The organism is Kineosporia sp. NBRC 101677, assembly GCF_030269265.1.
In the GTDB taxonomy this organism is placed as follows: Bacteria; Actinomycetota; Actinomycetes; order Actinomycetales; family Kineosporiaceae; genus Kineosporia; species Kineosporia rhizophila.
In genome coordinates, this window is record NZ_BSTA01000001.1 from 792,633 (window position 1) to 813,748 (window position 21,116).

The following is a 21,116-nucleotide window of genomic DNA, read 5'->3' on the forward strand; positions in this document are numbered from 1 at the left end:
CCGGCCCGCACAACCGGCGTAACGCTCCTGGCTCGCTGCAGAACTGATTCCGGCCCGTTTCCCGGGCATCGCGCCCGGCCTGCCCACCACCGGGCGGCCCCCCTGACTCGCGCACCCGCGGAGGGGCTGCTGGTATGAACACGGAAGCAGCACGGACACGGGCAAGGCCGGGCAGCCGGCAGAACGGGAGTGCAGCAGCGTGGAGACCGTCGACGCCGTGGTCATCGGAGCGGGCCCGAACGGCCTGGTCGCCGCCTCTGCCTTGGCCGATGCCGGGTGGGACGTGCTGGTCCTGGAGGCCCAGGACGAGGTGGGCGGCGCCGTACGCTCCGGCTCGCTGTGGCCGGAGTCCCCCGAGGCCACCTCCGACCTGTTCAGCGCCTTCTACCCGCTGGCCGCCGCCTCCCCCGTGATCAAGCGCCTGGGGCTGGAGCAGCACGGCCTGACCTGGGTGCAGGCGCCCAACGTGATCGCACACGTGGCCGGCCCGGAGGACGAGACGGCCGCCGTGATCCACCGCGACCCCGACGAGACCGCCGCTGCGCTCGACCGCGACCACCCTGGGGACGGCGAGTCCTGGCTGAAGCTGCACCAGCAGTGGATGCGGGTGCGCGACCCCCTGCTGGAAGCTCTCTTCACCCCGTTCCCCCCGGTGCGCTCGGGCGCCAAGCTCCTCTGGCGCGCCGGCACGCACGACACGCTGGAATTGGCGCGCATCGCCGCTGCACCGGTGATCCGGCTTACCCAGGAGTGGTTCGGTGGCGAGCACGGCAAGTTGCTCGTCTCCGGCAACGCGATGCACGCCGACGTTCCGATGGAAGCCCCCGGCAGCGGCCTGTTCGGCTGGCTGCTGGTGATGCTCGCCCAGGACGTGGGCTTTCCCGTTCCGCAGGGCGGCGCGGGCATGCTCTCCCAGGCGATGGCCAATCGGGCCCGGGCGGCCGGGGCCCGCATCGACGTGGGTGAGAACGTCACCGACGTGGTGGTGCGCGGCGGTCGGGCCACAGCCGTACGCACAGCTTCGGGCCGGGAGGTCTCGGTGCGCCGGGCCGTTCTCGCCGATGTCGACGCACCGCGCCTGTTCAACGATCTCGTCGGGGAAGAGCACCTTCCGGCCCGCCTGCGCGCCGACCTGAACCGCTTCGAGTGGGACCTGCCCACGGTGAAGGTGAACTGGCTGGTCGACGGCGGCATCCCGTGGAAGGCCGAGCAGGCCCGGCAGGCCGGAACGGTGCACTACGGCACCGATCTGCAGGGTCTGTCGCGCTGGTCCGGCGACCTGGCCGCGGGCCGCGAGCCCGAGCAGGTGTTCGCCCTCCTGGGGCAGATGACCACGGCCGACCCGACCCGTTCCCCGGCCGGCACCGAGAGCGTCTGGGCCTACACCCACCTGCCCCGCCACCGGCACGACAACGCGCACGCCGGGAAGATCGCCGAGACGATGGAGGAGACGCTGGAAGGCATGGCCCCCGGCTTCCGCGACCGGGTGCGCCACCGCACCGTCCAGCACCCCTCCGACCTCGAGGCCGCCGACGGCAACCTGCACCACGGCGCGATCAACGGCGGCACCGCCCAACTGCACCAGCAGCTGGTCTTCCGCCCCGCCACCGGCCTGGGCCGCCCCGAGACCGCGATCGACGGCCTCTACATCGCCAGCGCCGCCACCCACCCGGGCGGCGGCGTGCACGGCGCCTGCGGCTGGATCGCGGCCCGCTCGGCCCTGGCCGCCGAAGGCCGGCTGGGCAAGCCGACAAAGGCAGTGCGCAAGGCCGCGATGCGCAAGATCTACGGCGGTTAGTCCTCAGTTCTCGCCGAGGGGGAACTGGTCGATCCAGGCCCGGAACGAGGGCTCGTAGCGCTCCTGGGCGACCTTGACCAGGGAGTCGGCGTCGTCGATGGGCTGCAGGCCCTGGGTCTCGAGCCAGGCCACGAACTCGTCGTGGGACGGGCTCGGCTCGTCGTACTCCTCGTCCTTGTAGAAGCTGACCCCGTCCCAGTCGACCATCGGCTCCACGTCGAAGGTCAGGATCCGGAACAGGTCACGGACGTCGGTGGCGACCACGTGGATGCCGCCCTCGTCGCCGAAGACCACTACCGGCGACGAGCCGTCGTCGGCCTGCCACAGCGCGTACATCGAGCCGCCGCCGGTGGCCCGGGCGAACGACTTGAGCCGGGCGTGGAAGGCGTCGGCGTCGCTCCAGCCCGGGGCCAGGTCCTCGCGGTCGCCGAACTCCTCGTACAGGCCGAAGCCCTGGGCGTAGCTCTCCGAGCCGTGCACCGCCTGGAAGTCCCACAGGGCGTTCAGTTCGGGAACCGGGGAATAGGTCATGATCGGCAGACTAGAGACCTTTACGAACGCGCGGTGGGCGGCCTACCGTCCTTGAGGGACGAGGGCGTCGCGTAGGAGGAGCCGTGTGTGCTGTGCTCACCTGCTGCTCACCTGACACTCGTCCGACGCCGACCCCGATCTGCCTCCCCGATCCGGAACTTCCGGTGAGCCGGGCGTTCTCCGCCGCCAGCCGCGGCCCCTGACGGCGAGCGTCCGTGAATCCCCGCTGTTCCGAGCTCTCGGATCTGGAGGATCCAGACATGAGGACCACCTCGGTGCCGACGACGTCACCAACCCGGCCCAGCTCGTCCACCATCGGGATCGTCCTGGCCGGCCATCCGGCGAAGGTGCGCCAGGGGCTGCGAGAGGTGCTGGAACTTCAGGACGATCTGCGCCTGGTCGGCGAGGCGGGCTCGCCTGCGGAGGTGGTGGCCCGGGTGGAGCAGGGCCGGCCCGACGTGGTGCTGCTGGAAGCCTCGGCCGCCGGGAGCCTGGCCACCTGCGCGGCCCTGACCAGTCGCTTCCCCGGGCTCGGGGTGCTGATGCTGAGCAGCCTGCCGGACGACCGGCTGGTCCTGGCCGCCATCCAGCACGGCGCCCGCGGCTACGTGGTGCAGGACGCCGACACGACCGAGCTGGTGCGGGCGATCCGGGCGGTGGGGCGGGGTGACAGCGCTCTGGACGCCCGCAGCACCGCCGCCATGGTCCGCAGCCTCAGCCCGGGCCCCGACCCGCACCGCCCACGCCTGACCGAGCGCGAGGTGGAGGTGCTGCGCCTGCTGGCCCAGGGCTGCTCGAACCGCATGATCGGCGGCCGGCTCTACATCTCCGAGACCACGGTGAAGTTCCACGTCAGCAATCTGATGCGCAAGCTCACCGTGTCGAGGCGGGCCGAGGCGGTGTACGCGGCCAGCAAGCTCGGCTACATCTGAGCCGCAACGATGATCTTGAAAGTCGTTGTGCGGTACTGAAACGCCTGTGAGCTTTACCTCTTCGTTACCTGGCACCGCAGCCGCCGAACCCCTGCTGAGCAGGCAACACGGCGCAATCACGAGCCTCGCGACCCGGACCTACCGACGAGCTGCTCTAGCCAGACAACCTTCGCGCGCGTAGGTTACTCTTCCGAAGGCGTAACTTACGAAAGCGTAGGTTGCCAGATCCAGCAGGAAGGCCCACCCGTGCAGACTGGACAGACCATGCCCGGCACCGACACGGCTGCGCACCCCGTGGCCGGCGGTGCCCCGCTGCCCACCGTCATCCAGGGCGGGATGGGCGCGGCGGTCTCCGACTGGAACCTGGCCAAGCAGGTGGCCATGGCCGGTCAGCTCGGTGTGGTCTCCGGCACCGCACTGGACTCCGTGGTGGTGCGCCGCCTGCAGGACGGCGACCCCGGTGGCCACATGCGCCGCGCGCTGGAGCACTTCCCGGTGCCCGCCGTGGCCGAGTGGATCATCGAGCGCTACTACAAGCCTGAGGGCCGGGAAGAGGGCCAGGCCTACCTGCCGGTGCCCAACCTGACCATGAACCCGGTGAGCAAGAGCCGCGACCTAATGGTGGCCAGCGCCTTCGTGGAGGTGTGGCTGGCCAAGGAGGGGCACTCCGGCCTGGTCGGGATCAACATCCTGGAGAAGATCCAGCTGGCGATCGTGCCCGCGCTGTACGGCTCGATGCTCGCCGGGGTCGACTACGTGCTGGTCGGGGCGGGTATCCCGTCGAAGCTGCCGCGCCTGATCAACCAGCTCAGCCGGCACGAGTACACCGAGATGGACGTCCACGTCGACGGTGCCACCCAGACCTATGCCACCGCGCTCGACCCGGCCACCGTGGTCCCGGCCGGCACCCTGCCGCCGCTGAAGCGCCCGATGTTCCTGGCGATCATCTCCTCGCACCCGCTGGCCGCCTACCTCACCAAGGAAAAGGTCACCACGCCGGACGGTTTCGTGATCGAGGGTCACGTGGCCGGCGGTCACAACACCCCGCCGCGGGGCCGCGTGCAGATCGACGAGAACGGCGAGCCGGTCTACGGCGCACGCGACGAGGCCGACCTCACCAAGATCGCCAAGTACGGCCTCCCGTTCTGGCTGGCCGGCGCCTACGCCACCCCCGAGCACGTGCAGGAGGCCAAGGCCCTTGGCGCCGCGGGTGTCCAGGTCGGCACGATCTTCGCGCTCAGCAGCGACTCCGGCACCAGCCCGGAGAACCGCGGCAAGCTGCTCGGGGCGCTGGCCGAGGACCGCCTGGAAGTGAAGACCGACGCCCTGGCCTCGCCCACCGGCTTCCCGTTCAAGGTCGCCGAGCTCGACGGCACCACCGGTACGCCCGAGGGCTACGCGGCCCGCACCCGGATCTGCGACCTGGCCTACCTGCGCACCCCCTTCGAGCGCGCCCCCGGCAAGGTCGGCTACCGGTGCCCCTCCGAGCCCGAGGACGACTACGTGCGCAAGGGCGGCGAGCTGGACAACACCGTCGGCCGCAAGTGCCTGTGCAACGGCCTGATGGCCACGATCGGCATGCCCCAGGTGCGTTCCGGCATCAAGGAGGACCCGCTGCTCACCCTGGGCTCGGACCTCACCGCGGCCAAGGAGCTGCTGCGCCGGCACCCGCAGGGCTGGAACGCCACGCAGGCGCTGGAGTACCTGCTCGGCGGCCCGCAGCTGGCTCAGGCCCCGCGGGAGAGCCTGGCTCTGGCCACCCAGTAGCCGCACTCCTTCCCCACCACGCACCTGAGGGCCACCGACGTACGGACGTCGGTGGCCCTCGTCCTTTGTTTCGGCACCTTTGGTTTTCGGGCCGGGAACAAAAACGGGACAAATACCCTTGGACGTGGGTGGAGGCAAGGCACATGTCCGGCGCTCGCGGAAGTTCCCCGCACCGCATGTGTCGTTGTTCACCGGTAGTGGACCCGCCGGAAGCGGCGGGGCACACTGTGCCAGTAGTGGAGGGGAGTACTCCCTAAGCGGTGACGTCGTCAACACGGCATCCAGACACCAGACCGATCAGCGTCGTTCGGTCGTGCCCGGCGTCACCGGCCCGATCGCGTTCCTCGCGACCAGGTGGAGGAGACCTCCGGTTCCTTTTGCATGCAAAGAAACCGGAGGCCCTTGAATGGACGTCAGCGCGGCCTGGTGGATCGCCACCATCGCCCTGGTCCTTGGGATCACAGCCGTCGACCTGGTCGCGAACCGGGGTCAGACGCACATCACCATCCAGCACGCGACCCGCTGGGTGCTCTTCTACGTAGGCGTGGCACTGGCTTTCGGGGTCGCGATCTGGATCGGCTTCGGGCCCAGCTACGGCGGCCAGTTCATCGCCGGCTGGCTCACCGAGTACAGCCTCAGTGCCGACAACCTCTTCGTCTTCCTGGTCCTGATGACCAGGTTCTCGGTGCCGGAGTACCTGCAGCTGCGGGTGCTGACCATCGGCATCCTGCTGGCCCTGGTGCTGCGGGCCGGGCTGATCGCCGTCGGTGCCGCGGCCATCTCGCAGTTCTCCTGGGTGTTCTTCATCTTCGCGGCGTTCCTGCTCTACACCGCCTGGAACCTGTTGCGTTCCAAGCACGGTGACCCGGAGCACGAGGCCGAGGACGAGGCCCCGCCGGCCGTGGTCGGCTTCATCGGCCGGGTCATCCCCAGCACCCCGGTGTGGCACGGCGGCCGGCCGTTCGTGAAGCAGAACCACCGCTGGATCGCCACCCCGATGCTGATCACGATGATCGCGATCGGGGTCACCGACGTGCTCTTCGCGCTCGACTCGATCCCGGCCATCTTCGGCCTCACCAAGGAGCCGTTCCTGGTGGTCACGGCCAACGCCTTCGCCCTGATGGGGCTGCGGCAGCTGTTCTTCGTGGTCCGCGACCTGCTGGACCGGCTGCGCCACCTGGACACCGGCCTCTCGGTGATCCTGGCCTTCATCGGCGTGAAGCTGGTGATGGAGGCCTTCCACGAGAACTCGCTGCCGTTCCTCAACGGCGGTGAGCCGATCCACTCGGTGCCGGTGGTGCCGACCTGGGCGTCGCTCGGCTTCATCGTGGCCGTCCTGATCACCGTGACCATCACCAGCACGCTCGCCAACCGGCGGGACGCTCGGGCGGCGGCCGCCGCCGAGATCGAGGTCAAGGACGACGAGCCCACCCGGGCCGCCTGATCTCTTCGCCGAAGGACGCCGGTTCAGTGCTCTGAACCGGCGTCCTCGTATGTGGACGCCCTGTTAGGGTGACGCCTCCGCGTCCCCCTTGATTGGAGCGCCCGTGTCCACAGCGTCGTCGAACTCGGGAAGCCCGGCAGAACCCGTGGAGAGCAGCGGCGTTCGCGAGGTCAAGTCCGCCGCCCGCACGGTCGAGCTGCTCGAGCACCTGGCCGCCCGGCAGAACCGCCCGGCCCGGCTCCGCGAGCTCAGCGAGGCCCTCGGAGTGCCCCGCAGCAGCCTGCACGCCCTGCTGCGCACCCTGGCCAAGCACGGCTGGGTGCGGGCCGACAGCACCGGCACCCTGTACGGCATCGGCATCCGCGCACTCCTGGCCGGCACCAGCTACCTGGACACCGACCCGTACCTGCCGCTGGTCGCCCCGGTGCTCGACGAACTGCGCGAGCAGCTCGACGAGACCTTCCACTTCGGCCGCCTGGACGGCCAGGACGTGGTCTACCTGGCCACCCGCGAGTCCAGCCAGTACCTGCGCCCCTACAGCCGGATCGGCCGCCGGCTGCCCGCCTACAGCACCTCGCTGGGCAAGGCGCTGCTGAGCGACCGGGACCAGGACGAGCGGGACGAGCACCTGCCCGACACCCTCGACGCCCTGACCCCGCACACGATCGTCGAACGGGCCGCGCTGGAGGAGGATCTCGAGCAGACCCGGCAACGCGGTTACGCGGTGGACAACCAGGAGAACAGCCTGGGGCTGAAGTGCTTCGCCGTGCCGCTGCACTACGCCGAGCCCGCGGCCGACGCGATCAGCGCCTCGATCCCGATCGCCCGGCTGACCCCGCAGCGGGAGGCCGAGGTGATCCAGGCGCTGCGCAACGCCGGTGACCGGATCGATCGCGTGGTCTCCCCGATCATGCTGAATACTGCCTGGGTATGAGCTTGATCAGGATGTTCGTGAACGGCCAGGGCATGCGCGGCGGGGAGTTCAACGACGCCTTCGCCGAGGCCCGGTTCGTGGGTGAGTTCGACACCGCCCCGCGCTACCGCTTCTTCTCGGTGCGCGACGAGTTCCCCGGCCTGCACCCGGTCGAGAGCGGCGGCGCGGCCGTGCCCGGCGAGGTCTACGAGCTGCCCTACCTGATGCTGGCCGACCGCCTCCTGCCCCGCGAACCGGCCGAGCTGGAGCTGGGCATCATCGAACTGGCCGACGGCTCCGGCTCGCTGGCCATGCGGATGCGGGCCGAGGCGCTGCACCGCTCCGATGTCGAGGACATCAGCGCGGTGGGCGGCTGGCGGGCTCACCTGCAGGCCAAGGGCCTGCCGTTCGGCGCCCGCTGAACTGAGCCGGCCCGGACCGGGCCCCTTCATGCACAGGTGTCGTCCACATCCCTGACTCTTGTCCACACATGTGAACCGTGTCAGGATGCAGAGGACGTCTCCCAATGAAGGGTTGCCATGTCCGAGCTGATTTCTGCCGTCCGGGTGACACCCGTGGCCTTCCGGGATCTCCCGCTGCTGAACAGTGTTGGCGTGCACGAGCCGTTCGCCCTGCGCACGATCGTCGAGGTGGTGACGTCGGGCGGATGGTACGGGCTGGGCGAGACCTACGGCGACGAGCCGCACCTGCGGCGCATCGAGCGGGCGGCGGCCGCCCTGGTCGGCGCCGACGTCTTCGACCTGCACGAGATCCAGCGCCGGGTGGTCGTCTCCCTGCAGGAGGACACCGAGGTCGGCGGGCACGGCATGGCCGGCATGGTCACCACCTCCTCGACCAGCGACCGGGTGCTCTCCCCGTTCGAGGTCGCGGCGCTCGACCTGCAGGGCAAGCTCGTCGGCCGCCCGGTCAGCGACCTGCTCGGCGGCGCGGTGCGCGACCGGGTGAGCTTCACCGGCTACCTGTTCTACAAGTGGGCCGGCCATCCGGGCCACGACGAGGACGAGTGGGGGGCCGCGCTCGATCCCGACGGCCTGGTCCGCCAGGCCACGAAAATGATCGGCGATTACGGCTTCTCGTCGATCAAGCTGAAGGGCGGCGTGTTCCACCCCGAGGAGGAGGTGGCCGCGATCAAGGCGCTGCGGCAGGCCTTCCCCGACACCCCGCTGCGCCTGGACCCGAACGCGGTCTGGACGGTGCCCACCTCGATCAAGGTCGGCCACGACCTCGAGGGTGTGCTGGAGTACCTGGAGGACCCGACCGCCGGCCTCGAAGGCATGGCCCAGGTGGCCCGCGACGTGCCGATGCCCCTGGCCACGAACATGTGCGTGGTCGCCTTCGACCAGCTGAAGCCCGCCGTCCGGCAGGACGCGGTGCAGGTGGTGCTGTCCGACCACCACTTCTGGGGCGGTCTGCGCCGCTCGCAGGCCCTGGCCTCGATCTGCGACACCTTCGACCTGGGCCTGTCGATGCACTCGAACTCGCACCTGGGCATCAGCCTGGCCGCGATGGTGCACCTGGCCTCGGCCACCCCGAACCTCGACTACACCTGCGACACGCACTGGCCCTGGAAGCAGGCCGAGGACGACGTGATCGTGCCGGGGGAGCTGTCTTTCGAGGACGGGTCGGTGCGGGTTCCGACGAAACCCGGGCTGGGCGTCGAGCTGGACCGGGACGCGCTGGCCCGGATGCACCAGCAGTACCTGGACAGCGGCATCCGCAACCGCGACGACACCGGCTACATGCGCAGCATCGACCCCGGGTGGAAGCAGCCGCTCTGGTGAAGATCCTCGTCACCGAGCAGATCCTGCAGCGGTTCCGGACCCGGCTCGAATCGAACTCCCCGCACGAGTGGGTCTTCGCGCAAGATCTCCGGGCCGCGCCGGGAACCCAGGTCCTGGTCGGCGCCTCGGCCTCGGCGGAGCTGATCCGGGCCTGTGGTGAAGACCTTCGGCTGGTGCAGGTCACCGGGGCCGGCCTGGACAAGATCGCAGTAGACGCCCTACCACCCAGCACGTTGCTGGCCAACACCTTTCACCACGGTCGCTCGATCGCCGAGCACGTGGTGATGGTCTCGATGATGCTGCTGCGGCACGTGCCCCGGGCCTCCCGGGAGCTGGCGGCCGGCCAGTGGCGCACGGTGATGACCGATCCGGCCGTGCCCTTCGGTGGCGTCCTGGCCGGGCGCACCATGGGCATCGTCGGATTCGGTGAGATCGGCTCTCAGGTAGCCGTTCTGGCCCGGGCGTTGGGGATGAGGGTGCGGGCCGTGCGGCACTCCGGCCGCGCTGCCGAGGGAGTCGAGTGGATGGGGACCTCCGCCCAACTGCCCGAGCTGCTGCGGACGTCCGACATCGTGGTGGCCACCGTGCCGCTCAGCGAAAAGACCCGTGGCCTGCTGGACTCCGAGGCCCTGGCCGCCATGAGGCCCGACGCCATCCTGGTCAACGTGGCCCGCGGGGCCGTGGTGGACGAGCAGGCGCTGCACAACGCCCTCACCGAGGGCACCATCGGCGGCGCCGCGATCGACGTGTGGTGGCGCAACCCCCGCGACCCCGACGCGCCCCCGCCCTCACACCTGGACTTCACCGGTTTCGATAACGTGGTGCTCACCCCGCACCAGTCGGGACACACCGAAGAGACCTTCCAGGGCCGGGTCGCCGACGTGGTGGCGAATGTCGAGGCGCTGGCCTCTGGCCGGCCCCTACGCAATCTGGTCCGTCGCTGACTCTCAGGCCAAGGTCAAGGCAAGGACGGCGCCCGCGGCCATGAGTACGCCGGTGCCGGCGCAGACCGCTGCGGCCCCGGCCTGCGCCCCGGGGCCGTCTGCACGTTCGGCGCGAGCCATCAGGGTGACGCTGGTGAGCGCTACAGCCGTGCCCAGCACGAAGTACAACGGAGTGCGGTAGAGCCAGCTGTAGGGCGCGAAATGCACTACCAGCAGTAGAGCCATGGCCAGCGGGACGAGTTCGTAACGGCGTGAGAGGACTAGGTAGACCACGATCGGCAGGCCCAGGAGCTGGCCGGTGGCCAGGACGACGGACAGGTCGTCGAGAACCGGGTGGTCGGGCCGATCAGGGCCAGCCGCAGTGAGGACGAGGGCGGCCGGCAAGGCGACCATCCCCTGGAACAGGGTGGCCAGGGCCGCGGTGCGCGGGTTCGCCCGGGTCCAGACCCAGGCGCAGAGCAGCCAGGTGGCGCCGTAGGCGGCGAGGAAGGCCCAGCCGTGCCCAGTGGCCCGCGCCAGAGCGTCCAGGTGACTACCGACGTCCACCTACCGAACCATAAAGGACGGCGGTGGTGACCACCGCCGTCCTCTGGTCGTTCTGTTCTAGGCGAGCGCCAGTTGCTTGGGCGTCTCCATCGGGTGGTGGCACTCGGCGCCGTGGTCCGGTGATTCCGGGTCCTTCACCAGCGGGGGCGCGGTGGAGGCGCAGATGTCGGTCGCCTTCCAGCAGCGGGTGCGGAAGCGGCAGCCCGAGGGCGGGTTCAGCGGTGAGGGGATCTCGCCCTTGAGCAGGATCCGCTCGCCCCGGTCGGACTCGTGCAGCTTCGGGGCCGCCGACATCAGCGCGGCCGTGTACGGGTGCCGGGGGCGCTCGAAGACCGCCTCGGTCGGGCCCTGTTCGACGATCCGGCCCAGGTACATCACCGCCACCCGGTCGGCCACGTGCCGCACCACCGAGAGGTCGTGCGAGATGAACACGTAGCTGACCCCGAGCTGGCGCTGCAGGTCGTTGAGCAGGTTCAGCACCTGCGCCTGCACCGACAGGTCGAGCGCCGACACCGGCTCGTCACAGATGATCACGTCCGGCTGCAGGGCCAGGGCCCGGGCGATGCCCAGACGCTGCCGCTGACCGCCGGAGAACTCCTGCGGGTAGCGGTCGGCGTCGCTCGGGCGAAGACCCACCAGGTGCAACAGCTCTCGCACCCGGGCGGCCCGGTCGCGGGAGTTGGCGTACATGTGCTTGTGGGTCTTCCACGGCTCGGCGATGATCTGGCCGGCCGTCATCCGGGAGTTCAGCGAACCGTACGGGTCCTGGAACACCATCTGCACCCGGCGCCGCCAGGCCAGCAGTTCCTTGCCGCGCAGGCCGAACGGGTCGGTGCCGTCGAACCGCACGGTGCCGCCGTCCGGCTTCTCCAGCATCAGCAGGGTGCGGGCGAGAGTCGACTTGCCGCAACCGGACTCGCCGACCAGGCCCAGGGTCTCGCCCTTGCCCAGCTTCAGGCTGATCCCGTCGAGCGCCTTCAGCCGCCCGTCCCGCACGTCGAACGTCTTGGTCAGGCCGTTCACCTCGAGCAGGTCGCTCATGATCAGACCTCCTCGGTGAAGTGGCAGGCGGCCTTGCGGCCGTCGGCGACGGGTTTCAATGAAGGACGTTCGTCCCGGCACTTCTGTCGGGCCAGGGGGCAGCGGGCCTGGTAGACGCAGCCGCTCGGGATCGAGGCCAGGTCCGGGGGCGTGCCGCCGATCGAGGACAGCTCCTCCCCCCGGGCCACGTGCACCGGCACCGAGTCCAGAAGGCCCTTGGTGTAGGGGTGTTTCGGCTTACCGAAGACCTCGGACACCGGGCCGGTCTCGACCACGTGCCCGGCGTACATCACCGCCACCTTGTCGGCCTCCTCGGCGACCAGGGCCAGGTCGTGGGTGATCAGCACGACGGCCATCTCCCGCTCGGCCCGTAGGTCCTTCAGCAGCGCCATGATCTGGGCCTGCACGGTGACGTCGAGCGCGGTGGTGGGCTCGTCGGCCAGCAGCACGCTCGGGTTCAGCGCCACCGCCATGGCGATCAGCAGGCGCTGGCGCATGCCGCCGGAGAACTGGTGCGGGTAGGCGTCGACCCGGTTCTCCGGGTGCGGGATGCCGACCCGGCGCATCAGCTCGACGGCCTCGGCCCGGGCCGCCCGGGCCGACATCTTCCGGTGGATCCGGAACGGCTCGGCCAGCTGGGTGCCCACCGTGTAGACCGGGTTCAGCGCGGTCAGCGCGTCCTGGAACACGATCGCCAGCTCCTGGCCGGCCACCGCCCGGCGCTGCCGGCGCGAGGCCTTGACCAGGTCGGTGCCGTTGAGGTTGACCGAGCCCCGGGTGACCGAGGCGACCGGCTCGAGCAGCCCGACGATGGCCTGGGCGGTCATCGACTTGCCGCAGCCGGACTCCCCGAGCAGGGCCAGGGTCTCGCCCTGCTCGGCCTCGAACCCGACCCCGTCGACGGCCCGCAGGGTGCCGTTGGGGGTCTCGATGTCGACGGTCAGATCGGTGACGCTGAGGACGGACATCAGTTGGCCTCCGGGGCGACGGCCTTGCGGCCGCGCTTTCCTCTGGGAAGGGTCAGGCGCCAGCGTTGGGCCGGGTCGGTGGCCAGCCGGGCCCAGGAGGCCAGGACCGTGGCCGACACGGTGGTGATCACGATGGCCAGACCGGGGAAGAACGAGAGCCACCAGGCGGTCTGGAGGTAGGTGCGACCCTGCGAGACCATCAGGCCCCAGCTCACCGAGGGCGGCTGGATGCCGATGCCGAGGAAGCTCAGCGACGACTCCGAGAGCATCACGAAGCAGAAGTCCAGGGTGGCCACGGTGAGCAGGGTGGGCAGGATGATCGGCAGGACGTGCCGGAAGATGATCGCCGACGGCTTCGTGCCGAAGGTCCGGGCGGCGTCGACGAACAGCCGGCTCTGCAGCTCGGCCGACTCGGCCCGGGCGGTGCGCAGGTAGATCGGGATCCGGGTGATCGCCAGCACCAGCACCAGGTTGGCCGAGCTGGGCGAGAAGATGTACAGCACCACCACGGCCATCAGCAGCGAGGGGAAGCTGAGGATGATGTCGGCGATCCGCATCACCACGGTCTCCCGCCAGCCCCGGTGGTAGCCGGCCCACATGCCCACCAGCGAGCCGATGACCAGCGAGAGCAGCACCGCCGGCACGGCCACCGAGAGGGTGGTGCGACTGGCCACGATCAGCCGGGCCAGCACACTGCGCCCCAGCGGGTCGGTGCCCAGGAAGTTCAGCCAGCCGTCGTCGAGACTGAACGGGGCCGCGTTGGCGTTGAGCAGGTTCTGCTCGCGGGCCTCGTCGCCGACCAGCATCGGGCCGAACACGGCGACCAGGACGACGAAGGCCAGGACCAGGGCGGCCAGGGTGGCCACCCGGTCGCGCAGCAGCATGCGCCACAGCTTCGGCGCCTGGGGCCGGGCCTCGACCGGGGCCTCCACAGTGGCGGTCATGCCGAAACCTTCTCTCGCACGCGGGCATCGAGCAGGGCGTAACCGATGTCGATGACGATGTTGAGGACGAAGATCGAGACCGCGGTGAGCAGCACGCAGGCCTGCAGCACGGCGAAGTCCCGGCCGAGGATGGAGTCGATCATCAGCTTGCCGATCCCCGGCCAGCCGAAGATGGTCTCGACCACCACGGCGCCGTTGATCAGGCCGACCATCAGGTCACCGGCCACGGTCAGGGCCGGGGCGGCGGCGTTGCGCAGGGCGTGGTGGGTGACCACCCGCAGGTCGCCGGCGCCCTTGCTGCGAGCCAGCCGCACGTAGGGGGCGCTCAGGGCGCTCACCATCGCCCCTCGCACCACCTGGGTCAGCACCCCCAGGGGCCGGATCACCAGGGTGGCCACCGGCAGCACCCAGGAGGCCATGCCCCCGGTCACACCCGAGGTAGGCAGCCAGCCCAGGCTCACGGCGAAGATCCAGACCCCGACGATGGCGAACCAGAAGTCCGGCACGCTGGCCGCGGTCATCGACAGGAAGCTGGAGATCCGGTCGGCCACCGAGTTCGGCCGGTAGGCCGCCCAGCTGCCGATCACGATCGCTCCCACGACCGCGATCAGCATGGTCGAGAAGGCCAGCTGCAGGGTGGCCGGGAAGGCGCGCAGGGCCATCGTGGCCGCCGACTCCCCGGTGCGCAGCGACTCCCCGAAGTCCAGGGTCAGGATGCCGCCCAGGTAGTCCCACATCTGGGCCCACACCGAGTCGTCCAGGCCGTTGGCCTCGATGAAGTTCTGCCGCTGCTCGGGGGTGGCCGACTCGGGCAGGTAGAGGTTGGCCGGGTCGCCGGTCAGCCGGGCGAGGAAGAAGACGCCCAGCAGAACGGCGATCAGCGGCAGCAGGCTGGTGACCGCGCGGCGGCGGAGGAATCCGGTCATGACACAGGACTCATCTCTGCCAGGCGCATCTCGTCACCGCTGGCCGAGTTCGGCTCGTAGGAGACGCTCGCGGACTTGGCCAGGATCGCGCTCATGTGCGCGATGTAGGCGTACTGGGTGATCTCGTCCTGCTCGTACTGCCAGAGCTTCTCCAGCGCACTCTGCCGCTCGGCCCCGACCAGGGCCTCGGCGTCGCGGATCTTCTGGTCGAACTCCGGCGTGCCCCAGGAACTCTGGTAGCCCTCGGCGAGCATGTACTGGTCCAGTGTGAACGCCGCGTCACCGGCCTGGTTACCGTGCATGATCATCAGCAGGTACGGTCCGGTGTCCTCGGGGAAGGGCCGGATCTGGTACTCCAGCTGGGCGTTCGTGTCCATCATCTCGATCTTCACGTTCAGCCCGGCCTTCTCCAGCTCGCCCTGGATCACCTCGATCGTCTCGGTGATCCGCGGGAACTGGGCGTTGCGGCCGATCAGCCGGATCTCGGTGTCCACCGGCACGCCGTCGGCGCGGGCCTCGTCGACCAGGGCCTTGGCCTTGGCCGCGTCGTAGGGCCAGACCTTCTCGTCCGGGTTGTAGCCGACGATGCCCTCGGGAATGAGCTCACCGGCAGGGGTGGCCAGATTCTCGAACAGCGTCTGGCTGAGCAGGTTCCGGTCGATCACGTAGTTCACCGCCTGCCGGATCCGCTGGTCGTCCAGCGGGGGCTGGTCGGCCTGCATGCGCAGCGCGGTGGTCTCGTTGTTGCGGTAGGCCACGGCCAGTTCGCCGGCGCCGTCCTCGGGCGCCAGGCTGGTGGCGATGTCGGCCTCGCCGTTGGCCACCATCGCGGCCCGCACGCTGCCCTCGGCCCGCCAGACGTAGTTCACGTTGTTGTAGGCCGGTGCCTCACCCCAGTAGTCCGGGTTGGCCTCCAGCGAAAGTCTCTGTCCGGCCTGCCAGTCGGCCACCTGGTAGGGGCCGGTCCCGATCGGCTCGCGCACCTTCTCGGTCGTGCTGGTCCGGGTGGAGACCATCTCGATGAACGAAAGGCGCAGCGGAAGGATCGGGTCGGGCTCGGGCGAGGTGACGGTCAGCGTGGTGTCGTCCACGGCCTCCACCTCCAGGTCGGTGTCGCCGAACACGTAACCCTCCACCTCGCAGGCGAGGTCGGAGTTCACCGCGCGGTCGATGGTGAAGGCCGCGGCCTCGGCGTCGAAGGGGGTGCCGTCGGTGAACGTCACGCCCTCGCGGAGGGTGAAGGTCCAGGTCTCGTCGGTGGTCTGCTCCCACTCGGTGGCCAGCAGCGGCTGCAGCTCACCGGAGTCGGGGTCGCGCTCCACCAGCGGTTCGGTGATGTTCGAGCGCACCACCACGCCGGTGGCGGTGAGCGAGCTCTGGCACGCCTCCAGGGTCGGTGGCTCCTGCGGCAGAACGATTCTCAGACCGTCGGCGCCGCCGCCGGTGACGTACTCGGAGTTGGCGACCGTGCAGCCGCCGACCGCGCTGGTGGCCAGCGCCAGACCGAGCAGGCCGGCCACGGGCCGCCATCTACGCAGCCTCGAAATGGGTGGGCTCAACATTGAGTTCCTTTCGGCTGTCCACGGATGTGAACGCGATCCGAATTCGTAGACGTACCGTAGGTCTGCTCCTTTGTGACGTCAACCACGAGGTAGCCATGCTCTTCGGGTATCGCCCCATGCCCAAGTTAGCTTGGACAGGTATCGAGCTGGCTGCCTAGCGTGGAGGAGAACCCACGACTTTCTGGAGCCGTCGATGTCTCGTTTCTCGCCCACCGAACTGCGCGATGCCCTGGGCTCGGGTCTGCTGTCGTTCCCGGTCACGCACACCGACGCCGAGCTGAACCTGGACGAGGAAGGGCTGCGCTCGCACCTGCGGTACCTGCGCGAGTTCGACGCGACCGGGCTGTTCGCGGCCGGCGGCACGGGCGAGTTCTTCTGCCTGACCCCGGCCGAGGTCGAGCGGGTCGTGCGGATCAGCGCCGAAGAGGTCACCGAGGTGCCGGTGGTCGGCCCGGCCGGGTACGGCACCGCGATCGCGGTGGAGATGGCCCAGGCCGCCGAGGGGGCCGGCGCCGACGGGGTCTTCCTGCTGCCGCCCTACCTCACCGAGATGGACCAGGAGGGCCTGTACTCCCACGTGGCCCGGGTCTGCGCCAACACGAGCCTGGGCGTGGTGGTCTACCACCGGGCCAACGCCCGCTTCCACCACAGCACGGTCGACCGGCTGGTCGCCGAGTTCGACAACTTCGTCGGCTTCAAGGACGGCATCGGCGACATCGACCTGATGGCCCGCCTGTACGCCACCCACGGCGACCGCCTGGTCTACGTCGGCGGCCTGCCCACCGCCGAGACCTACGCGCTGCCCTACCTCGAGCTGGGCGCCACCACCTACTCCAGCGCCATCTACAACTTCGCCCCGCGCTGGGCCGGCGACTTCTACCAGTCGGTGCGCAACCGCGACCGGGAGGACGTGTACCGCCGGCTGCGCGAGTTCGTCCTGCCCTACCTGGAGATCCGCAACCGCCGCTCCGGCTACGCGGTCTCCATCGTCAAGGCCGGGCTGCAGGCCGTCGGCCGCCCGGCCGGATCGGTGCGCCCGCCCCTGGTGGACCTCACCGCCGAAGAGCTGTCCGACCTCACCGACCTGGTCAAGAAGGTGGTCTGAGCGATGCCGACCGTTGAACTCACCGGCGAGATGCTGATCGGCGCCTCCGCCGTGCTCGGCTCCGCGGGCACCGTGACCGGCCGCGACCCGCGCACCGGCGAGGAGCTCAAGCCCACCTACGGCCTGGGCGGCAGCGCCGAGGTCGACCGCGCCGCCGAGCTGGCCTGGGCCGCGTTCGGCACCTACCGCCAGACCGACGGCGAGCAGCGGGCCGCCTTCCTCGACCGGATCGCCGCCAACCTCGAGGCGGTGGCCGAACCACTGGTCGCCCGGGTGATCGCCGAGACCGGGATCGCCGAGCCCCGGGTGCGCGGCGAACTCGCCCGCACGGTGAACCAGCTGAGGCTGTTCGGCCGGGTGCTGCGCGAAGGAAGCTGGATCGGCGCCCGGATCGAGCCCCCGCTGCCCGACCGCAAGCCCCTGCCCCGCCCCGACCTGCGTCAGCGCAAGATCCCGCTGGGGCCGGTGGCCGTGTTCGGTGCCTCGAACTTCCCCCTGGCGTTCTCGGTGGCCGGGGGTGACACCGCTTCGGCCCTGGCCGCCGGCTGCCCGGTGATCGTGAAGGCGCACAGCTCGCACCCCGGTACGTCGGAGATCGTCGGGCGCGCAATTCAGTCGGCGGTTGCCGAATCCGGCCTTCCGGAGGGCGTCTTCTCCCTGTTGTACGGCGGCGGTTCCTCTCTGGGCACCGCACTGGTGGCCCATCCCCGAGTGCGCGCGGTGGGTTTCACCGGCTCCCGCTCGGGCGGTCTGGCGCTGGCCGCCACGGCTGCCGCTCGCCCGGTGCCGATCCCGGTCTACGCCGAGATGTCCAGCGTGAACCCGGTCTTCCTGCTCCCCTCCGCACTGGAGGCAGCCCCGGAGGCACTGGGGGCGTCCTTTGTTACTTCCCTGACCACAGGGGTCGGGCAGCTGTGCACCAATCCCGGTCTGGTCTTCGCCGTCGACTCCCCCGCGCTCGACGCGTTCCTGAGTGCGGCGTCTGCTGCCGTGAGCTCCTCGGCCGCTGCCCCCATGCTCAGTCGGGGTATCTGCGCCGCCTACGGGGAAGGTGCTCAGCGCTACGCCGGTCACCCGCAGGTGAAGGCCGTGGCCGACGGGCTCACCGACGACTCGATCGACGCGCCCGGGGTCGCACACCTCTACACCACCTCCGGTTCGGCCTTCCTGAGCGATCACACGCTGCACGAAGAGGTTTTCGGGGCTACCTCGCTGGTGGTCCGGCTTGAGGACGTCTCTCAGCTGCCTTCGGTGGTGGAGGCGTTGGAAGGGCAGCTCACCGCGTCGGTGCACGCGAACGACGACGACCTGGAAGTGGCCGGCGAACTGCTGCCCGAGCTCGAGCTGAAGGTCGGCCGGGTGATCTTCAACGGCTGGCCGACCGGCGTGGACGTGGGGCAGGCGATGGTGCACGGCGGGCCGTTCCCGAGCACCTACGACGGCCGCAGCACCTCGGTCGGCACCCTGGCGATCGAGCGGTTCCTGCGGCCGGTGGCCTACCAGGACCTGCCCGCGGCGCTGCGGCCGGCCGGGCTGGACGACGCGAACGAGCTGGGCATCTTCCGGCAGCTCGACGGACAGTTCGGCCGGGACTAGAGGGGGATCGGCGATGACCGTTGCAGTGCCCGTGGTCACCGACCTGCGCGTGGTGCCGGTGGCCGGGCAGGACAGCATGCTGCTGAACCTGAGCGGCGCCCACGGCCCGTACTTCACCCGCAACGTGGTGATCCTGACCGACTCGGCCGGCAACACCGGCCTGGGCGAGGTGCCCGGCGGCGAGGCGATCCGCGCCACCCTCGCCGACAGCACGCCGTTCGTGGTCGGACAGCCGATCAGCCGGTACAACGCCGTGCTGCGCCAGGTGCGGGCCGCTTTCGCCGACCGGGACTCCGGCGGCCGGGGTAGGCAGACCTTCGACCTGCGCACCACCGTGCACGTGCTCACTGCACTGGAGTCGGCGCTGCTCGACCTTTTCGGGCAACACCTCGGGGTGTCGGTGGCGGATCTGCTCGGCGAGGGGCAACAGCGCGACTCGGTACGCATGCTCGGGTACCTGTTCTTCGTCGGCGACTCCGCCAAGACCGATCTGCCGTACCGACGTCAGACCGACGGCGACGCCTGGGACGTGCTGCGCGACCAGGAGGCCCTGACCCCCGAAGCAGTGGTGGCGCTGGCCGAGGCGGCCCAGGCTCGTTACGGGTTCGCCGATTTCAAGCTCAAGGGCGGTGTCCTGCCCGGGCCCGACGAGGTCGCGGCCGTGACCGCGCTGCACGAGCGATTCCCGGACGCCCGGATCACCCTGGATCCCAACGGCGCCTGGCCGTTGCGGCAGGCGATCGAGTACGGACGCTCGATGCGGGGTGTGGTGGCCTACGCGGAGGATCCGTGTGGTGCGGAGGGCGACTACTCCGGGCGTGAGGTGATGGCCGAGTTCCGCCGGGCCACCGGGCTTCCCACCGCCACCAACATGATTGCTACCGACTGGCGTCAGCTCGGGCACGCGGTGCAGGCGCAGGCGGTGGACATCCCGCTGGCCGACCCGCACTTCTGGACGATGGCCGGCTCGGTGCGGGTCGCCCAGCTCTGCGAGGCCTGGGGGCTGACCTGGGGCTCGCACTCCAACAACCACTTCGACATCTCCCTGGCCATGTTCACGCACGTGGCCGCGGCCGCCCCGGGCGAGATCACGGCGATCGACACGCACTGGATCTGGCAGGACGGGCAACGGCTGACCGAGAAGCCGCCGCTGATCGAGGACGGCTGTGTGCGGGTACCGGAGGCGGCCGGGCTGGGGCTGCGGCTGGACGAGGAGAAGCTCGCCGAGGCGCACGAGGTGTACCTGCGCAACGGCCTCGGCGCGCGGGACGACGCGGTCGCCATGCAGTATCTGATCCCCGGCTGGTCGTTCGATCCCAAGCGCCCGGCCCTGGACCGCTGACAAGGAGTTCCGAGATGACAGTGCTACAGGTCGGGCCGCTCATGCCCACCCTCGCCGAGACCCTCGAACGACGCCACCAGGCCCTGGTGCTGCCCGACGAGGGGGAACAGCGCACCGCCTTCCTGACCCAGCAGGCCGCGGACGTGACCGCGGTGGTCACCTCCGGCGGCGTCGGGGTGTCGGCCGACCTGATGGCGCAACTGCCTGCATTGAAGGCGATCATCAACTTCGGGGTCGGCTACGACACCACCGACGTCGAGGCCGCCCGACAGCGCAGCATCCTGGTCAGCAACACCCCCGACGTGCTCACCGACTGCGTGGCCGACACCGCGGTCGGGCTGATGCTCGACGTGATGCGCGGTTTCAGTGCCTCGGACCGGTTCGTCCGGGCCGGGCAGTGGGCTCAGGGCCGGTTCCCCCTCAGGCGCCAGGCCAGCAATCGTGAGGTCGGCATCCTGGGCCTGGGCCGGATCGGCGGCGCCATCGCCCACCGGCTGGTCGCTTTCGGCTGCACGATCAGCTACCACAACCGCAATCAGGTGGCCGACAGCCCGTACACCTACTCCGCCGACCTCACCGAGATGGCCCGGGACGTGGACGTTCTCGTGGTGGCGGCGGCCGGGGGCAGCAGCACCCGGGGACTGGTGAGCCGAGAGGTGCTCACCGCTCTCGGGCCGGAGGGCTACCTGGTCAACATCGCCCGCGGCAGCGTGGTCGACGAGGACGCCCTGGTGGATCTGCTCACCAGCGGCGGCCTGGCCGGAGCCGGGCTGGACGTGTTCGCCCACGAGCCGAAGGTGCCCCAGGGGCTGCTCGACCTCGACAACGTGGTGCTGCTGCCGCATCTGGGCAGCGGCACGGTCGAGACCCGGGCCGCGATGGCCGACCTCACCCTGGCCAACCTCGACAGCTTCCTGCACACCGGCAGTGTGCTGAATCCGGTCTACTGAGAAGG

19 protein-coding genes are annotated in these 21,116 nt (G+C 70.1%); 12 read left to right on the forward strand and 7 right to left on the reverse strand.

Annotation, left to right across the window (positions count from 1 at the left end; all coding sequences use genetic code 11):
- Positions 1–199 precede the first annotated feature (199 nt).
- The gene (locus tag QSK18_RS03600) at positions 200–1,798 is read left to right on the forward strand and encodes a phytoene desaturase family protein (protein ID WP_232808467.1); all 1,599 of its coding nucleotides are present in this window, start codon (positions 200–202) and stop codon (positions 1,796–1,798) included.
- Between the two features lie 3 nt (positions 1,799–1,801).
- Here QSK18_RS03600 and QSK18_RS03605 read toward each other — a convergent pair whose 3' ends face one another.
- Positions 1,802–2,329: a hypothetical protein gene (locus tag QSK18_RS03605; protein WP_285616557.1), complete on the reverse strand. Its 528-nt coding sequence runs from the start codon at positions 2,327–2,329 to the stop codon at positions 1,802–1,804.
- Positions 2,330–2,589: 260 nt separating this feature from the next.
- On the opposite strand from QSK18_RS03605, the gene QSK18_RS03610 reads away from it, so the two are divergent.
- From QSK18_RS03610 to QSK18_RS03640, 7 genes are all read left to right on the forward strand, one after another.
- Positions 2,590–3,261: a LuxR C-terminal-related transcriptional regulator gene (locus QSK18_RS03610; protein ID WP_232808469.1), complete on the forward strand. Its 672-nt coding sequence runs from the start codon at positions 2,590–2,592 to the stop codon at positions 3,259–3,261.
- 246 nt (positions 3,262–3,507) lie between these two features.
- A complete protein-coding gene (locus tag QSK18_RS03615; protein ID WP_285616558.1) occupies positions 3,508–5,028 on the forward strand; it encodes a nitronate monooxygenase in 1,521 nt (506 codons plus the stop codon).
- Between the two features lie 406 nt (positions 5,029–5,434).
- Positions 5,435–6,472: a TerC/Alx family metal homeostasis membrane protein gene (locus tag QSK18_RS03620; RefSeq protein WP_232808471.1), complete on the forward strand. Its 1,038-nt coding sequence runs from the start codon at positions 5,435–5,437 to the stop codon at positions 6,470–6,472.
- A gap of 103 nt (positions 6,473–6,575) precedes the next feature.
- Complete coding sequence (locus tag QSK18_RS03625; RefSeq protein ID WP_232808472.1) at positions 6,576–7,406, forward strand: IclR family transcriptional regulator; 831 nt, start codon at positions 6,576–6,578, stop codon at positions 7,404–7,406.
- Entirely contained in the window at positions 7,403–7,807 is a 405-nt protein-coding gene (locus QSK18_RS03630; protein WP_232808473.1) for an allophanate hydrolase-related protein, read from the forward strand. Before QSK18_RS03625 ends, QSK18_RS03630 begins: the two co-directional genes overlap by 4 nt.
- Positions 7,808–7,924: 117 nt before the next feature.
- Entirely contained in the window at positions 7,925–9,187 is a 1,263-nt protein-coding gene (locus QSK18_RS03635) for a glucarate dehydratase family protein (RefSeq protein WP_232808474.1), read from the forward strand.
- Positions 9,184–10,131, forward strand: coding sequence for a 2-hydroxyacid dehydrogenase (locus tag QSK18_RS03640; protein ID WP_232808475.1), 948 nt, complete (start codon positions 9,184–9,186; stop codon positions 10,129–10,131). The genes QSK18_RS03635 and QSK18_RS03640 overlap by 4 nt, the downstream gene beginning before the upstream one ends.
- A 3-nt stretch (positions 10,132–10,134) precedes the next feature.
- Here the strand turns inward: QSK18_RS03640 and QSK18_RS03645 are convergent, their stop codons facing one another.
- From QSK18_RS03645 to QSK18_RS03670, 6 genes are read right to left on the reverse strand one after another with little or no spacing between them, the layout of a single operon-like run.
- The gene (locus tag QSK18_RS03645; protein ID WP_285616559.1) at positions 10,135–10,677 is read right to left on the reverse strand and encodes a DUF7010 family protein; all 543 of its coding nucleotides are present in this window, start codon (positions 10,675–10,677) and stop codon (positions 10,135–10,137) included.
- A 57-nt stretch (positions 10,678–10,734) separates the two neighbouring features.
- Positions 10,735–11,718 (reverse strand): ABC transporter ATP-binding protein, encoded by a 984-nt coding sequence (locus tag QSK18_RS03650; protein ID WP_232808477.1) that lies wholly within the window; start codon positions 11,716–11,718, stop codon positions 10,735–10,737.
- A 2-nt stretch (positions 11,719–11,720) separates the two neighbouring features.
- Complete coding sequence (locus QSK18_RS03655) at positions 11,721–12,686, reverse strand: ABC transporter ATP-binding protein (protein WP_285616560.1); 966 nt, start codon at positions 12,684–12,686, stop codon at positions 11,721–11,723.
- Complete coding sequence (locus tag QSK18_RS03660) at positions 12,686–13,630, reverse strand: ABC transporter permease (protein ID WP_232808479.1); 945 nt, start codon at positions 13,628–13,630, stop codon at positions 12,686–12,688. Before QSK18_RS03660 ends, QSK18_RS03655 begins: the two co-directional genes overlap by 1 nt.
- Complete coding sequence (locus QSK18_RS03665; protein WP_232808480.1) at positions 13,627–14,556, reverse strand: ABC transporter permease; 930 nt, start codon at positions 14,554–14,556, stop codon at positions 13,627–13,629. Before QSK18_RS03665 ends, QSK18_RS03660 begins: the two co-directional genes overlap by 4 nt.
- Positions 14,553–16,118 (reverse strand): ABC transporter substrate-binding protein, encoded by a 1,566-nt coding sequence (locus tag QSK18_RS03670; protein WP_352396432.1) that lies wholly within the window; start codon positions 16,116–16,118, stop codon positions 14,553–14,555. Before QSK18_RS03670 ends, QSK18_RS03665 begins: the two co-directional genes overlap by 4 nt.
- Before the next feature lie 193 nt (positions 16,119–16,311).
- On the opposite strand from QSK18_RS03670, the gene kdgD reads away from it, so the two are divergent.
- The 4 genes from kdgD to QSK18_RS03690 are packed head-to-tail and all read left to right on the forward strand — an operon-like array spanning position 16,312 to position 21,111.
- Positions 16,312–17,223: a 5-dehydro-4-deoxyglucarate dehydratase gene (gene kdgD, locus QSK18_RS03675; RefSeq protein ID WP_232808482.1), complete on the forward strand. Its 912-nt coding sequence runs from the start codon at positions 16,312–16,314 to the stop codon at positions 17,221–17,223.
- A 3-nt stretch (positions 17,224–17,226) separates the two neighbouring features.
- The gene (locus QSK18_RS03680; protein ID WP_232808483.1) at positions 17,227–18,819 is read left to right on the forward strand and encodes an aldehyde dehydrogenase (NADP(+)); all 1,593 of its coding nucleotides are present in this window, start codon (positions 17,227–17,229) and stop codon (positions 18,817–18,819) included.
- Positions 18,820–18,832: 13 nt separating this feature from the next.
- The gene (locus tag QSK18_RS03685; RefSeq protein ID WP_232808484.1) at positions 18,833–20,161 is read left to right on the forward strand and encodes an enolase C-terminal domain-like protein; all 1,329 of its coding nucleotides are present in this window, start codon (positions 18,833–18,835) and stop codon (positions 20,159–20,161) included.
- Between the two features lie 14 nt (positions 20,162–20,175).
- Positions 20,176–21,111, forward strand: coding sequence for a 2-hydroxyacid dehydrogenase (locus QSK18_RS03690; protein WP_232808485.1), 936 nt, complete (start codon positions 20,176–20,178; stop codon positions 21,109–21,111).
- The last annotated feature ends 5 nt before the right edge of the window (positions 21,112–21,116 follow it).

Bases quoted from the DNA above. Each gene is read 5' to 3' on its own strand.
- QSK18_RS03635 (WP_232808474.1), top strand. From the start codon at position 7,925: ATGTCCGAGCTGATTTCTGCCGTCCGGGTGACACCCGTGGCCTTCCGG.
- QSK18_RS03610 (WP_232808469.1), top strand. From the start codon at position 2,590: ATGAGGACCACCTCGGTGCCGACGACGTCACCAACCCGGCCCAGCTCG.
- kdgD (WP_232808482.1), top strand. From the start codon at position 16,312: ATGTCTCGTTTCTCGCCCACCGAACTGCGCGATGCCCTGGGCTCGGGT.
- QSK18_RS03670 (WP_352396432.1), bottom strand. From the start codon at position 16,118: ATGTTGAGCCCACCCATTTCGAGGCTGCGTAGATGGCGGCCCGTGGCC.
- QSK18_RS03620 (WP_232808471.1), top strand. From the start codon at position 5,435: ATGGACGTCAGCGCGGCCTGGTGGATCGCCACCATCGCCCTGGTCCTT.
- QSK18_RS03605 (WP_285616557.1), bottom strand. From the start codon at position 2,329: ATGACCTATTCCCCGGTTCCCGAACTGAACGCCCTGTGGGACTTCCAG.
- QSK18_RS03630 (WP_232808473.1), top strand. From the start codon at position 7,403: ATGAGCTTGATCAGGATGTTCGTGAACGGCCAGGGCATGCGCGGCGGG.
- QSK18_RS03660 (WP_232808479.1), bottom strand. From the start codon at position 13,630: ATGACCGCCACTGTGGAGGCCCCGGTCGAGGCCCGGCCCCAGGCGCCG.
- QSK18_RS03685 (WP_232808484.1), top strand. From the start codon at position 18,833: ATGACCGTTGCAGTGCCCGTGGTCACCGACCTGCGCGTGGTGCCGGTG.
- QSK18_RS03650 (WP_232808477.1), bottom strand. From the start codon at position 11,718: ATGAGCGACCTGCTCGAGGTGAACGGCCTGACCAAGACGTTCGACGTG.
- QSK18_RS03690 (WP_232808485.1), top strand. From the start codon at position 20,176: ATGACAGTGCTACAGGTCGGGCCGCTCATGCCCACCCTCGCCGAGACC.
- QSK18_RS03680 (WP_232808483.1), top strand. From the start codon at position 17,227: ATGCCGACCGTTGAACTCACCGGCGAGATGCTGATCGGCGCCTCCGCC.
- QSK18_RS03665 (WP_232808480.1), bottom strand. From the start codon at position 14,556: ATGACCGGATTCCTCCGCCGCCGCGCGGTCACCAGCCTGCTGCCGCTG.
- QSK18_RS03655 (WP_285616560.1), bottom strand. From the start codon at position 12,686: ATGTCCGTCCTCAGCGTCACCGATCTGACCGTCGACATCGAGACCCCC.